Raw genomic sequence first — 13907 nt, 5'->3', positions numbered from 1 at the left:
CTTGACAGCGCTCGACTGAGGGGTAACTTGAGGCCCCACTGGTCGTTCGTGTTGACCAATGTGGATTCTCGGTGGATCCCGATGGGTGATCACGGCCGCCTGACCTTGGGAGCCTCAAAGGGATGAGCATCCTGCACCTGCGCCGCGCGCGGACCAGCCTGGTGCTCGACGCGCGCGGCCCGGGACTGCCCCGGATCGTGCACTGGGGCGGCGACGTCGGCGACCTCGACGACGACGGCCTGAACCAGCTCGCCGAGGCGACGGTGCCGCCGGTGGTGCCGAGCAGCTTCGACGAGCCGCCCGTGCTGTCGCTGCTGCCGGAGGCGAGCGCGGGGTGGAGTGGCCGGCCGGGGCTGGCCGGGCACCGCGACGGACGAGACTGGTCCACCTCCTTCCGCCTCGACGGGTGGGACGTGCGGGACATCGGCACCGACCCGGGCCACCCGGCCGGTGGCGGCGAGGCGGTGGGCGTACTCCCGGCCGACGGCGGGCCCGGCGGACCCGGGGCGGCGCTGCTGACCGTGCGGGCGTCGGACCCGGCCGCCGGGCTGACCCTGACCAGCGAGATCACCCTGGACCCGCACGGCCTGCTGACCGTTCGCCATCGGCTGCGCAACGACGGCGACACGGCGTACGAGCTGCGGGAGCTGACGCCGGTGCTGCCGGTGCCGGCGGTCGCCACCGAGTTGCTCGACCTGACCGGCCGGTGGTGCCGGGAACGGTCGCCGCAGCGGCACCCGTGGCCGCACGGCGCCTGGGTCCGCGAGGGTCGGCACGGCCGGACCGGGCACGACGCCACGCTGCTGCTGGTGGCCGGCACCGCCGGGTTCGGCTTCGGCCACGGCGAGGTGTGGGCGGTGCACACCGCGTGGAGCGGCGACCACGTCACCGTCGCCGAACGCCGGCCCACCGGCGAGTCGACCCTCGGCGGCGGTGAGCTGCTGGCCCCCGGCGAGATCCGGCTCGGCCCTGGCGAGTCGTACGACACTCCCCTGCTCTACGCGGTCTGGTCCGACGTCGGGCTGGACGGGCTCAGCGACGTACTCCATTCGCACCTGCGGGCCCGGCCCGGACACCCACGCTCCCCCCGGCCGGTGACCCTCAACGTCTGGGAGGCGGTCTACTTCGACCACGACCTGGACCGGCTGCGGGCGCTCGCCGACCGGGCCGCGCAGATCGGCGTGGAGCGGTTCGTGCTCGACGACGGTTGGTTCCGCGGCCGGCGCGACGACACCGCCGGTCTCGGTGACTGGTACGTCGACGAGCGCGTCTGGCCCGACGGCCTGCAACCGTTGATCGACCACGTGACCGGCCGGGGCCTTCAGTTCGGTCTGTGGGTCGAGCCGGAGATGGTCAACCCGGACTCCGACCTGTTCCGGGCGCACCCGGACTGGCTGCTGGCGGTGCCGGGTCGGCTGCCACCGGCGTGGCGCAACCAGCAGGTGCTCGACCTGGGCCGCCCGGAGACCTACGCCTACCTGCTGGAACGCCTCGACACGCTGCTCGCCGACCATCCCGCCATCAGCTACCTCAAGTGGGACCAGAACCGGGACCTCACCGAGGCCGGGCACCACGGCCGTCCCGGCGTGCACGGGCAGACCCTGGCGGTCTACCGGCTGCTCGACGAGGTGCGCCGCCGGCATCCCGGCGTGGAGATCGAGAGCTGCTCGTCCGGCGGGGCACGGGTGGACCTGGCCATCCTGGCCCGCACCGACCGGGTCTGGGCCAGCGACTGCAACGACGCCCTGGAACGGCTCAGCATCCAGCGCTGGACCGGGCTGCTGCTACCACCAGAGCTGATCGGCACGCACATCGGCCCGCATCGCTCGCACACCACCAACCGCGTGCACGACCTGGGCTTCCGGGCGGCGACCGCGCTCTTCGGCCACCACGGCATCGAGTGGGACATCGCCTCGATCAGCGCCGCCGAGCAGACCGAACTGGCCGCCTGGGTGGCGCTGCACAAGCGGCTGCGGCCGCTGCTGCACGCCGGCCGGGTGGTCCGGGTCGACCACCCGGACCCGGCCGTCTGGGCACACGGCGTGGTCGATCACGACAACACCAAGGCGGTGTACGCGGTGGCGCGCCTGAGCACCTCGGTGACGCAGACCCCGGGCGCGGTCCGACTGCCCGGCCTGGACCCCGGGCGGCGTTACCGGGTGCGACAGGTGGCGGGCGTACCGGCCCCGGCGACGATCGAGCGGTCCGCGCCGGCCTGGCTTGCGAGCGGTGTCACCCTCAGCGGGGCGGCGCTGGCCCGGGTGGGGGTGCAACTGCCCGCCCTGCACCCGGAACAGAGCCTGGTGCTGGAGGTCGACGCCGTCGTCTGAAAAGATTCTGGGAAATCTTCGGTCGGGGTGTCGAGAAGGGCTTTGCCTGTTTCTACCTCAGGGTGAGAGCACCGACGACGACGGTGCCCAGGCGTGAGGAGCCACCAATGAAGTACATGCTGCTGATGCAGTTCAGCGCCGCGGGGACCGACTTCCCGAGCATCGCCACCTGGACGCAGGACGAGGTCCGGGCGCACATCGCGTTCATGGGCGAGGTCAACGACAAGCTCACCGCCGCCGGGGAGTGGGTCGACGCGCAGGGCCTCGGCGGCCCGCAACAGGCCCGGATCGTGCGCGCCGGCGACGGCGGGGCGCCGGTGGTCACCGAGGGGCCGTTCGCCGAGACGAAGGAGTTCCTCGCCGGCTACTGGATCGTCGACTGCGACAGCCCGGAGCGGGCGGTGGAACTGGCCGCGTACATCTCCACCGCACCCGGCCCCGGCGGCCAGCCGCTGAACATGCCGATCGAGGTGCACCCGGTGATGTCCGCCCCACCTCAGGAGCTGTGACGGCTGATCACCGATGCCCGCACCGAGGACCTGCTGCGCGAGTTGGCGCCGCAGGTCCTCGGCGTGCTCGCCCGCCGTTTCGGTGACTTCGCCACCGCCGAGGACGCGGTGCAGGAGGCGTTGCTGGCCGCCGCCACCCAGTGGCCCACCGAGGGGTTGCCGGCGAACCCGCGCGGCTGGCTGATCCAGGTCGGTTACCGCCGGATGATCGAGCTGGTCCGTGGTGAGCAGGCCCGACGCCGCCGGGAGGACCTGGTCGCCCGCCGCGACCCGGACGACCGGCAGTACGCACCGGCCGCGGACGAGGAGTTGACCGCCGAGCGCGACGACACCCTGGTCCTGCTGATGCTCTGCTGCCATCCGGCACTCGCCCCGACGTCGGCCGTGGCGCTGACCCTGCGCGCCGTCGGCGGCCTGAGCACCGCCGAGATCGCCCGCGCGTTCCTGGTGCCCGAGGCGACGATGGCGCAACGGATCAGCCGGGCCAAGCAGCGCATCCGCGCGTCCGGGCTGCCGTTCCGAATGCCGGACGAGGCGGAGCGCGCCGACCGGCTCACCAGCGTCCGGCAGGTGCTCTACCTGGTCTTCACCGAGGGACACACCAGCACTGCCGGCCCCGACCTACGGCGGATCGACCTCGCGGCCGAGGCGATCCGGCTGACCCGCGCACTGCACACGCTGCTGCCCGACGACAGCGAATCGACCGGGCTGCTGGCATTGATGCTGCTCACCGAGGCACGCGGTCCGGCGCGGACCGGACCCTCCGGTGAGCTGATCTCACTGGCCGACCAGGACCGCAGCCGCTGGGACGCGGCGGCGATCGCCGAGGGCGTAGCCCTGGTCACCCATGCGCTGCCGCGTGGGCCGGTCGGCCCGTACCAGGTGCAGGCCGCGATCGCCGCCCTGCACGACGAGGCGCCGAGCACGTCGCAGACCGACTGGCCGCAGATCCTGGCGCTCTACGAGGTGTTGGAACGGCTCGTCGGCAGCCCGGTGGTGGCGCTCAACCGGGCCGTGGCGACCGCCATGGTGCACGGACCGGCGGCCGGACTGGCCGCTCTCGACGCGCTGGCCGACGACCCCCGACTGGCCGGGCACCACCGGCTGCCCGCCGCCCGCGCCCACCTGCACGAGATGGCCGGCGACCGGGAGCGGGCGATGGCGGGCTACCGCGCCGCCGCCGCACGCACGAGCAGCCTGCCCGAACAGCGCTATCTGCAGATGCGGGCAGCCCGACTGGCAGCCGAGCCCGTCGACCTCCCGTGACGACTCGGTCCAACTGCCAATCTTGGACACTTTCCGTCAGCGCGGCGGGCTCAACTGGTGGTTGCAACACCCTTCCGTGATCATCGACGACCAGGGGGACACGTGGCGTACGTGCTGTTGGGGATCGCCATCCTCGCCGAGGTGCTGGCGACCAGCCTGATCAAGAGCACCGCCGGGTTCAGCCGCCTCTGGCCGACGGTGGCGTGCCTCGGCGGGTATGCGCTGGCGTTCCTCCTGCTGGCCCAGGCCGTCAAGGAGATACCTGTCGGTGTCGCGTACGCCCTCTGGTCGGGTCTGGGCACCGCGGCCATCGTGGCGATCGGAGCGGTGTTCCTGGGTGAGTCGGTCGGGCTGGCCAAGCTCACCGGCATCGCGCTGATCATCGCCGGCGTGATCATCGTGAACCTGACCGGGGAACACTGACCGCAGCCGAACGCAGTGGCCGGCCCCCGGTGCGGGACCGGCCACCTGGCGTCGGTCAGCCTGCCGTGCAGCTCACCTCCGGCGTGGGGTTGCTGCCGGTCCAACTGCCGAGGAAGCCGAAGCTGGCGCTGGCACCGGCGGCCAGCCGGCCGTTGTAGTCCGTGTTGCGCGCGGTCACCGTGGATCCGCTGCTGGTCACCGTCGCGTTCCAGGACTGGGTGACGCTCTGACCGTTGGCGAGAGTCCACCGGGTGGTCCAGCCGGTGACCCCGGCGGCACCGGCGGTCACCCGCACCTCGGCCTGGAAGCCACCCTGCCACTGGTTGGTCACCGTGTACGTTGCCGTGCAACCACCGACCGGCGGCGGCGTCGTGGGCGGTGGCGTCGTGGGCGGTGGCGTCGTGGGCGGTGGCGTCGTGGGCGGTGGCGTCGTGGGCGGTGGCGTCGTCGGCGGTGGCGTCGTCGGCGGGGGCGTCGTCGTCGGCGGGGTGCCGCCGAAGACGCTTGCCTCCCGGGCGGTCTGCCGGATGCCGTTCGCGCCGTTGAAGAGCCGCTGGCCCCAGGTGGTCAGGCTGGACGGGTTGAAGTTGGTGGCGAGGTCGAGATATTCCACCCCACCGCCGTTGCCGCTCCACGACCAGCCCAACCAGCCGATCCCGTTGGCCTGGCTGTACGCGAGGATGGTGTCCTCGTCCGGGTCCCCGTCGGAGTGGTTGAAACCGAACTCACCGACCACGATCGGCAGGCCGGCGGCACGGAACCGACCCAGATAGTCGCTGATCTCCGCGGCGGTGTCGAAGACCCCGTACATGTGGACGGAGAAGACGGTGTTGCGGGCCGGGTCGGCGGCGAACACCGACGCGGCGTTGTCCCGCATCGTGAAGGACCAGTCCTGACCCCAGTTCGGCGCGTCCACCATGATCGTGTGGGTCAACCCGCCGGCCCGCAGGCGCTTGATCGCGTTGGCGTTGTCGGTGGCCCAGGAGCCGTAGTTCTGGTTGCCGTACGGCTCGTTGCCGATGTTGACGATGACGTATCTTTCCTGGCCGACGAGGACGTCGGCGAGGCTGAGCCAGTAGTCGACGGCCCGGTCCAGGGTGATGGCCCCGCTCTGCTCGCCGTACCCGGTGGTGTCGTGCACCTCGAGCACGCAGATCAGCCGGTTGGCCTTGCACGTCGAGATGACGGTGGCGACGTCGGCGTTGGTGTTGCGGGTCCACCGGTCCCCGCTGGACAGCACCACCCGCACGGTGTTCGCGCCGAGCGCCTTGACGTCGGCGAAGGAGTTGGTCTGCTGCGGATACCAGGTGTGTGCGTGGTTGACACCCCGCATGACGAATTCGGTTCCGTTGGCGTCGTACAACCTGCCGTTCGCGACGGAAAAACCGGCCGCGGCGTGTGCCGGCTGGCCGAACGCCAGCACGGCGACGAGCAACGCGAGCAGGGCCGCGCCGGCGGCGGTGAGTCGAGTCTTCATGGTCTTCCTCAGGGAGGACCCCCGGTGCCCGACAGGGGTGGGACGTGACAGGGGGAAGGGCGACTGCAGCCCGGCAGCCGCGCCCGACGCCCGGCGCGCACGCATCAGCGTATGGCGATGGATTGGCCCTCGCAACCGGTTCAGTTGAGCGGCCCGCTCCCCGGACAGCCGCAACGGCCCACGCGAGCGCGGGCCGTCGCGGGGCGGTCATCCCCACCACAGGATGTGCGCCACCTCCGGTTCTTAACCGGTTAAGACCGACGGTAGGCAGGTCACCCGTCATCCGTCAAGCACTGCCCATCCCGAACCGGACGGGAGGGTTGACGGCGGCCGAGCGGGGTATCCCGGGAACGATCAGCCAGTGAGAGGGGATACCAGGATGGTCAGCGTCGGCTACACCCTGATGGGCGAACAGGCCGGTCCCAAGCAGTTGGTCGACCACGCGGTCCGGGCCGAGGCGGCCGGCTTCGACCAGTTGGTGATGTCCGACCACTACTACCCCTGGCTGGACTCCCAGGGCCACTCCCCGTACGCCTGGTCGGTGCTCGGCGCGGTTGCCCACGCCACCTCCCGCGCCCAGCTGATGTCGTTCGTGACCTGCCCGATCCGCCGCTACCACCCGGCCGTGGTCGCGCAGAAGGCCAGCACGATCGGGGCGCTCTCGGACGGCCGGTTCACCCTCGGCCTGGGCGCCGGGGAGAACCTGAACGAGCACGTGGTCGGTGGCTGGCCGCACGTGCAGCAGCGGCACGAGATGTTCGAGGAGGCGTTGCAGATCATCCGGCCGCTGCTCAACGGAGAGACGTTGACCTTCTCCGGCAACCACTTCGACGTGCCCGACGCCTACGTCTGGGACCGCCCGGAACGGCCGGTGCCGATGGCCGTGGCCGCGTCCGGCCGGCAGTCCGCGACGTTGGCCGCGGAGTACGGCAACGGCATCATCTCCACCGAACCCGACCGGCACATCATCGAGATGTACGACGACGCCGGCGGCGCCGGCCAGCCCCGGTACGGGCAGGTGGCCATCTGCTACGGCCCCGACGAGGCCGAGTGCCGCAAGATCGTGCACGACCAGTTCCGCTGGTTCGGGATGGGTTGGAAGGTCAACGCCGACCTGCCCGGCCCGGAGTCCTTCGCCGCCGCCACCCAGTTCGTCCGGGAGGAGGACGTCGCCGAGGGCGTCCCCTGCGGGCCGGACATCGACGCGCACGTCGAGGCGTTCCGCAAGTTCGTCGACGCCGGCTTCACCCACGTGGCGATCATCCAGGTCGGCGGAGAGACCCAGCCGATGTTCCTGGACTGGGCGCAGGAGCAGCTCCTGCCCCGGCTGCGGGAGTTGTGACGTCGATGCGCGGCGGCCACTTCGGTCCGACCGAGCTGCGGCTCGCCATGGCCGCGCCCCGGTCGGCCGCCGGGTTGACGAGTGAGTGGCGGCTCGTCGACGGGCTGCGCACCCACACCCGGCGCAGTACGGACCCGGGGACCGGGACGCCGCCCGTGGTGCTGGTGCACGGCCTGGCCGTCTCCCACCGTTACCTCACCCCGCTGGCCGTCGCGCTCGCCACCACCCACCCGGTGTACGTGCCGGACCTGCCCGGCTTCGGGCTTACCGAACACCCCGACGGCGCGTACGACGTCCACCGGCACGCCGCGCACCTGGCCGCCTGGCTGGCCGCGTACCGGCTGCCGCCGGTGTGCCTGCTGGGGCACTCGTTCGGCGCCGAGGTGGCCGCCTCGGTCGCCGCGAACCACCCGGACGCGGTACGCGCGCTGGTGCTGGCCGGACCGACGAGTGACCCGTCCGCCCGGTCCCACGGTGGCCTGTTCGGCAGGTGGCTGGTGGACTGCCTGCGCGAGGCGCCGTTGCAGGCGCCGATCCTGGTCCGCGACGTCTGGAACGCCCGGCCCCGGCGGGTCCTCGCGACCGTGTCGCACTCCGTGCGCAACCCGATCGAGCGGGACCTCGTCCGCGTCACCGCGCCCACCCTCGTCGTGACCGGAGCCCGCGACCCGGTCGTACCGGCGCCCTGGCGCGACGAGGCGACCCGGCTCGTGCCGGACGCGAACCTGCTGGTGGTCCCCGGCGTCGCGCACAACGTGGTCACGACCGCCCCGACGCAGGTCGCGGACGCGGTCCGCCGCCTGCTCGCCCCGCAACCCGCACTCTCGGACAGGTGAACCCCATGCGCTTCGGCAACACGGAGATCCGCCCGCTCGGCGGCGGCCTCGGCTGCCTCCTGATGATCCTCTTCTCGATCGTCGCCTCGGTGGTGCTCACCGTGCTGCTCAACCTGGTGCTGTGAGGACGACGGCGAGCACGCCCTGACCGGCGCGCACCTCGGGCGGGTCAGCGCGAGAAAGGCCGCGGCCCGGTCACCGGCGTAGGCCCAGGGCGCCGAGCACCTCACGGGAGGCCAGCCGCGCCGGGTCGAGCACCGACCGGCGGGTCCACCGGGCGGCGGGCGCGACGGTGGCCCGCCAGGCCGCCCGGATGCCGTGCGCCACCGGCACGACCGTCACCGACCAGGCCCACCGGGCTCCCCGCAGCAGTGGGTGCACGGCGTGCCGCCACACCCAGCGCAGCCCGTGCCCGAGCGGGCGCAGCAACAGGCGGTAGAACTGCCGCAGCACCCACCCGGCCGCCCGCCACGCACCGACCACCACGGCGACGAGCAACCGGCCGAACCCCACGACGACCCACCAGATCCCCCGGCCCAACCCGGTGAGCGCGGCGCTCACCGCCCCGCCGAGTGCGCGGACGCCACGCCACACCAGCCGTCCGGCGGGGGTCAGCGCCACGCCCAGCCAGCGCAGCGGCCGTCGGACCAGGTACTCGGCCAGCCACACCAGCACGCGCCCCAGCGCGACGAGAGGCGGACGCAGCCCCCGACGGGCAAGCCAGAGCAGCGGTGCCCAGAGCAGCGTGCGGGCCACCCAGGCGATGCCGTACGTCAGCCAGGTCAGCGGGTGCCAGATCAGCGTGCGGGCCACCCACGTGAGGCCCCGCCCGAGCCAGAGCAGCGGGAGCCAGACGAGGACCCGGGCCGCCCAGCGCGCCGGAACCCAGAGCAGGTTACGGGCGCACCAGACCAGCGGCAGCCACAGGAGTCGGTGCAGCGCCCAGGACAGCGGAGACAACAACCAGCGGCCCAGGAACCGCCCGACGGGGGTCAGCAGACTCCGGTACGCCAGCCGGCCGGCAGCCGCGACCAGCTCCCAGAGCAGGCGTACCGGCAGCACCACGACCAACGCCACACCCCGCGCGACGGCCGCGACGAGCGGGAGCGCGACGGCGGCCGGTTCGGCCGGGTCCACGGCGGACGGTGCCGGCCGCGCCGCCGTTGGTGCGGCGACGCGCCCGCCCGGCGGGTCGGGCAGCGGCGGGCGGGCCGGCAGGGGGTCGGTCACGGTGGGCACGGTAACCGGCCCGCGCCACGCCCTCAGGCGGCGGTTGCGGCCGGATCGAGGTCGAGTGTGGTGAGCAGCGGATAGTGGTCCGAGGCGGTGTCCGCCGTCCCGCCCCGGACGACCCGGCACTCCCGCGTCCGCCGCGCCACCTCGCGGGTGCCGAGCAGGTAGTCCAGTCGCATCCCGGCGAACTCGGCCCCACCGAAGCGGGTGGGGACGGTCCGGCCCTCGGCCTCGGCCGCCCCGGCGTTGACCGACGGCCAGAGGTCGACCAGGTCGGCGGCGAGCAACCGGCCGATCGCGCGGGTGTCCACGTCGCCGCCGCGGCGGCGCAGGTGCCGCCGCCGGTAGAGGGTCGGCATCCCGGCCAGCCGCTCGGTGTGGTCCACGCTCGGGTCGAGCGCGTTGAGGTCACCGGTGACGAGCGTCAACGGACCCGGGGCACGTCGCACGGCCCGGACCAGCCAGTCGGCCTCCATCCGCCGCCGTCCACCCGAGTACGGGTAGAGGTGGGCACCGAGCACGGTGAGCGGGCCGGCGGTGGTCGCCACCACGACACGGGCGGCGGCGTGGTGGAACGGCCGGCGCACTGCCCCCGCGTCGATGACCCGGTACGGGGGCCGGACCAGCACCGCCACCGGCTGTCCGAGACAGGACCGGGCCAGGTACGGCGTCATCCCCACCCGACCCGCCACGCTGGCCATCAGCCCGTCGCGGTCGAAGCCGCGCAGCTCCTGCAGGGCCAGCACGTCCGGCGCCTGCTCGTCGATGACCCGGACCACCTGATCCAGCCGGTCGCCGCCGCGGTCCCGGCCGCCGGTGCGGATGTTCCAGGTCATCAACCGCAGCACGGTGGCGCTCAGTCGGCTCTGCCGGCGCGCGCCAGCTCGTCGTCGAGGGTGCTCACGTCCTCCGACTCGATGGTCGGTTGGTTGCCTTCCTTCAGGTCGGCGTTCGGGCGGACGACGAGGTAGAGCAGCCCGATCCAGAGCGCGGAGAGCAGGATCGCGCCCATGAAGTCGGTCGGGTGGTGCATGCCCCGGTACATCCGGGAGGTGGCGACCCCGACCGGCATGATCACGGCCAGCGCCACGAAGATCCAACGCCACCACCTGTCGGTACGCGGGAACACGATGACCGTGATGGCCAGCCAGACGCAGATGGTGGCCGCGATGTGCCCCGACGGGAACGACGAGGTGGGCATCTGCCCGTCGAGGTTCTCCACCGCCGGGCGCGGTCGGTCGACGGCGCGGGCCGAGGCGAGGAACAGGGTCAGCTCACCGACCATGGCCAGCGCCAGGAAGAGCACCGGACGCCAGCGCCGCCAGACCGCCAGGATCAGCGGGCAGAAGACCAGCGAGATGATCAGGATCGCGTGGGTGTCGCCGAACTTGCTCCACCACCAACTCACGTCGGTCAACACGTCGGTGTGCCGCTCGGCGAACCACCGCGGCACGTCCGTGTCGAGGGTGTCGAAGAGGGTGCCCTTGGCGTGGTAGCTGACGTACGTGCCGAAGCTGTAGAGCGCCCCGAACACGAGCACCCAGCCCACCAGCAGCTCGGCCACCGCCGAGCGGGGGTGCGCCAGCACGTGCTCCTCCGCCGGGGCGGGGGCGATGTCGTGCCCGGCCTCGGGCTCCAGGCCCTCGCTCAGCGGCGGTACCGACCGCCCGCGCTCACGCCGCCACAGCCGGAAGGCGTACGCGGTGACGCCGAGCCAGGCCGCACCGAGCAGCCAGCCGGCCAGCACGTCGGAGACGTAGTGCACGCCCAACGCGATCCGGGTCAGGCCGATCACCGCCACCAACACGCTGAAGCCGACGATCGCGGGCTTGCGCCAACGTGGTGCCATGGCCGGCAGGAACACCAGCAGCAGAGCCCCGTACGCGACGATCGAGCCCAGCGCGTGCCCGCTCGGGAAGCTGTTTCCCGGTGCGCTGGCGATCGGCACGTCCACCACGGGGCGGAGCCGTCCGACAAGCGTCTTCAGCGACGGGTCGAGGATCAGGCCACCGATGCCGGTGACGATCAGGTAGACGGCCAGCCGTGGCTGTTTGCGAATGAGGAGCCCGACCACGGCGACGCTGACCAACCAGATGTAGATCGGTCGGCCACCCAGGTCGGTCACCGCCTGCAGGACGGTGACCAGGGCGTGGTGCGGGGCGACGAGCCCGTTGAACCACTCGGCGACGGCGTGGTCGCCGTCCTGCAACGGGCTCCACCGCACCCGGACGAGCAGCAACAGCAGCCCGAATGCCACCCCGGCGCCGGTGATGGCCGCCAGACCCGCGATGCTCCGCTCGGCGAAGTGACCGATCGGACGTCGCGCCATCTCCTTGACCGCGGTCACCCCGCACCTCCTTGTTCGGCTCTGGCGGGGCCGCTTTACCCGATCCGCGTTCGTCGTACACGCCGCGTTGCTAGAGCGCCGTCATGTCCCCGGTGTCGACCAGTTCGGCACGGTCGGTGTCGGGCTCCCAGAGGTCGGGTTGGGCCGGCTCTCGCGCACCGATGCGCAGCGCCTCCAACTGGGCGGCGAAGGACAGCCCGCCGAAGAGCGCCATCCCGGTCAGGTTGGCCCAGAGCAGCAGCGCCATCATGCCGGTCAACGCGCCGTAGGTCTGCCCGAAGCCGTCACTGAACCGCACGTACGCGGCGAGCAGCAGGCTGGCCAACCACCACAGGACCGTGGCGATGCCGGCACCGAAGAACAGCCAGGACAGGCCCGGCTGGTTGCGTCGTGGCGCGTGCCGGAACAGCACGGCGACGGCGAGGACGGTCAGGCCGAGGCTCAGGGGGAAGCGGACCACGTCCCAGATGCCGTTGGCGACCGCACCCCACTCGTAGTGCTTGCGCACCGAGTCACCCATCGCGCCGCCACCGACCAGGATCAGGAAACCGGCGAGCGCGGGCAGGCCGGCGGTGACGGCAAGTATCGCGGCGCGGAGGTACTTCCGCAGTGCGGGGCGGTCCCGTTCGACGCCGTAGATCCGGTTGGCTCCGCGTTCGATCTGGGCCATCGTGGTGGTCAGCGCGAACAGACCGGTGAGCAGACCGAGGGTGAGTGCGAGCTCTCCCGCGTCCTCGACGCGTTCGCCCTCACCCAGCAGCTCGGCGACCATCTGGGCGCTCTGGCCCGGGGTCAGCGCCAGCACGGTGTCGGCCACCACCTGACCGCCCTCCTCGACGCCCAGCTCGCTGATCAGGCCGGTGAGGGCGATCAGGAACGGCACCACGGCGAGGCAGAGTTGCAGCGCGAAGGCCCGCGAGTGGCTGAACCCGTCGCCGTAGCGGAACCGGATGAAGGCGTCCCGCAGAAGGTGCCAGCCGCCCTGCCGGCTCAGCGTGTGCCAGGCGTCGTCGGCGGACAGCTCCTCGTCGGCCATCAGCCGGGTCTCCGGCACGATCCGGGTGCTACTCACGGCGCGCTTCCTCGATCAGCTGCTCGCCCCGCTCCCCGGCGCCCTGCGCGTCGACGGCCAGGTCGGGGGCGTCCTCGGGTTGGGGGACGCAGAGCCAGAGCGCCTCGGGCCGAACTTCCGCCTGAAGCCGCCGGCCCGGGGAGATGAGGTCGCCGTCCAGTTCCCTGGGCTGGGCCCGGTTGCTGCTGACCACCACGCGTTTGCCCCGGAACACCTCCATCCGCGGCACCTGGCCGCTGCGGCGGACCACCGCCCAGCCGAGCGCCAGCCAGTGCCGCAGGCTGCGCGGGGTGAGCACGGCGACGTCGAGCCAGCCGTCGTCCGGCTCGGCCTCGGTGAGCAGGGTCACCCCGCCCTGGAGGCGGCCGACGTTGGCGATCAGGACCGAGCGGGCCCGGCGGCGCACCGGCGGGCGGTCGTCGATGCGGATCTGCACCCGCATCGGCCGGTCCCGCAGGTGGCGGGCGGCGCCCATGACGTACGCCGGCCAGCCGATGCGGGCCTTGGTGGTCTCGTTGGTGGCCTCGAGCATCTGGGCGTCGAAGCCCATGCCGGCCATCACGGTGAAGTATTTGTCCTCGACGGCGCCGACGTCGAGCAGTCGGCGGCCCCGCTCGACGGCGACCTGCAGCCCGGCGGCCAGGTCGGTGGAGAGACCGAGGTTGGCGGCGAGCAGGTTGCCGGTGCCCTGTGGCAGCACGGCGAGGGCCACGTCGGTGCCGACGAGCGCGCTGACGCAGGACATCACGGTGCCGTCGCCACCGCAGGCGAAGACCAGGTCGACGCCGGCCTTGACGGCCTGCTCGGCCTGACCGCGGCCGGGGTCGTCGACGGTGGTTTCGTACCACTGCGGCTCGGGCCAGCCCGCCGCGTTGAGCGCGTCGTTCACGGTACGGCGCAGCTCGTCGAGATCGTCGACCTTCACCGGGTTGACCACCACGGCGGAGCGCAACCCGCCGTCGCCCCCCGAGGGCCGCCTGTCCTGTCCAGCATCCACGGGCGCCAGTGTGCAGCACCGGGGCACCTTCAGCGACCCAGCGGGGGGCTCGCGTCGAAAGTGCCACAGACACGT

At 72.5% G+C, this 13907-nt stretch carries 13 protein-coding genes; 7 read left to right on the top strand and 6 right to left on the bottom strand.

The features are described from left to right. Nucleotides 1-122: 122 nt before the first annotated feature. The 4 genes from AB0A90_RS16755 (at nucleotide 123) to AB0A90_RS16740 (ending at nucleotide 4528) form a co-directional block, all read left to right on the top strand. Entirely contained in the window at nucleotides 123-2330 is a 2208-nt protein-coding gene (locus tag AB0A90_RS16755) for an alpha-galactosidase (RefSeq protein ID WP_357247945.1), read from the top strand. 107 nt (nucleotides 2331-2437) lie between these two features. Beyond that, nucleotides 2438-2839, top strand: a complete 402-nt coding sequence (locus tag AB0A90_RS16750; protein WP_357247942.1) for a YciI family protein — start codon at nucleotides 2438-2440, stop codon at nucleotides 2837-2839. A gap of 6 nt (nucleotides 2840-2845) precedes the next feature. Then, nucleotides 2846-4105 (top strand): sigma-70 family RNA polymerase sigma factor, encoded by a 1260-nt coding sequence (locus AB0A90_RS16745; protein WP_357248068.1) that lies wholly within the window; start codon nucleotides 2846-2848, stop codon nucleotides 4103-4105. 102 nt (nucleotides 4106-4207) lie between these two features. After that, nucleotides 4208-4528, top strand: a complete 321-nt coding sequence (locus AB0A90_RS16740; protein ID WP_357247939.1) for a multidrug efflux SMR transporter — start codon at nucleotides 4208-4210, stop codon at nucleotides 4526-4528. Between the two features lie 55 nt (nucleotides 4529-4583). On the opposite strand, the gene AB0A90_RS16735 is transcribed toward AB0A90_RS16740, so the two are convergent. Further along, on the bottom strand, nucleotides 4584-6005 hold the full coding sequence (locus AB0A90_RS16735; protein WP_357247937.1) for a cellulase family glycosylhydrolase: 1422 nt from the start codon (nucleotides 6003-6005) through the stop codon (nucleotides 4584-4586). A 379-nt stretch (nucleotides 6006-6384) separates the two neighbouring features. Between AB0A90_RS16735 and AB0A90_RS16730 the strand changes: the two genes are divergently transcribed. The 3 genes from AB0A90_RS16730 to AB0A90_RS16720 are packed head-to-tail and all read left to right on the top strand — an operon-like array spanning nucleotide 6385 to nucleotide 8308. Further along, nucleotides 6385-7347 (top strand): TIGR03557 family F420-dependent LLM class oxidoreductase, encoded by a 963-nt coding sequence (locus AB0A90_RS16730; RefSeq protein WP_357247935.1) that lies wholly within the window; start codon nucleotides 6385-6387, stop codon nucleotides 7345-7347. A 5-nt stretch (nucleotides 7348-7352) separates the two neighbouring features. Further along, complete coding sequence (locus tag AB0A90_RS16725; protein WP_357247931.1) at nucleotides 7353-8183, top strand: alpha/beta hydrolase; 831 nt, start codon at nucleotides 7353-7355, stop codon at nucleotides 8181-8183. Continuing rightward, on the top strand, nucleotides 8180-8308 hold the full coding sequence (locus AB0A90_RS16720) for a hypothetical protein (RefSeq protein ID WP_357248085.1): 129 nt from the start codon (nucleotides 8180-8182) through the stop codon (nucleotides 8306-8308). The genes AB0A90_RS16725 and AB0A90_RS16720 overlap by 4 nt, the downstream gene beginning before the upstream one ends. Before the next feature lie 70 nt (nucleotides 8309-8378). Here the strand turns inward: AB0A90_RS16720 and AB0A90_RS16715 are convergent, their stop codons facing one another. The 5 genes from AB0A90_RS16715 to AB0A90_RS16695 form a co-directional block, all read right to left on the bottom strand. Then, nucleotides 8379-9413, bottom strand: coding sequence for a hypothetical protein (locus AB0A90_RS16715; RefSeq protein ID WP_357247928.1), 1035 nt, complete (start codon nucleotides 9411-9413; stop codon nucleotides 8379-8381). Nucleotides 9414-9445: 32 nt separating this feature from the next. After that, nucleotides 9446-10264: an endonuclease/exonuclease/phosphatase family protein gene (locus tag AB0A90_RS16710; RefSeq protein WP_357247926.1), complete on the bottom strand. Its 819-nt coding sequence runs from the start codon at nucleotides 10262-10264 to the stop codon at nucleotides 9446-9448. Nucleotides 10265-10272: 8 nt separating this feature from the next. After that, a complete protein-coding gene (locus tag AB0A90_RS16705) occupies nucleotides 10273-11763 on the bottom strand; it encodes a phosphatase PAP2 family protein (protein ID WP_357247923.1) in 1491 nt (496 codons plus the stop codon). Nucleotides 11764-11833: 70 nt separating this feature from the next. Next, nucleotides 11834-12835, bottom strand: a complete 1002-nt coding sequence (locus AB0A90_RS16700; RefSeq protein ID WP_357247920.1) for a YihY/virulence factor BrkB family protein — start codon at nucleotides 12833-12835, stop codon at nucleotides 11834-11836. Continuing rightward, nucleotides 12828-13832, bottom strand: coding sequence for a diacylglycerol kinase family protein (locus AB0A90_RS16695; RefSeq protein WP_357247917.1), 1005 nt, complete (start codon nucleotides 13830-13832; stop codon nucleotides 12828-12830). The genes AB0A90_RS16700 and AB0A90_RS16695 overlap by 8 nt, the downstream gene beginning before the upstream one ends. Nucleotides 13833-13907: the final 75 nt, after the last annotated feature.

Source organism: Micromonospora sp. NPDC049204 (assembly GCF_040647935.1).
In the GTDB taxonomy this organism is placed as follows: Bacteria; Actinomycetota; Actinomycetes; order Mycobacteriales; family Micromonosporaceae; genus Micromonospora.
Note: the sequence above shows the minus strand (reverse complement) of the source record. Positions and strands in the feature narration are given on the sequence as shown.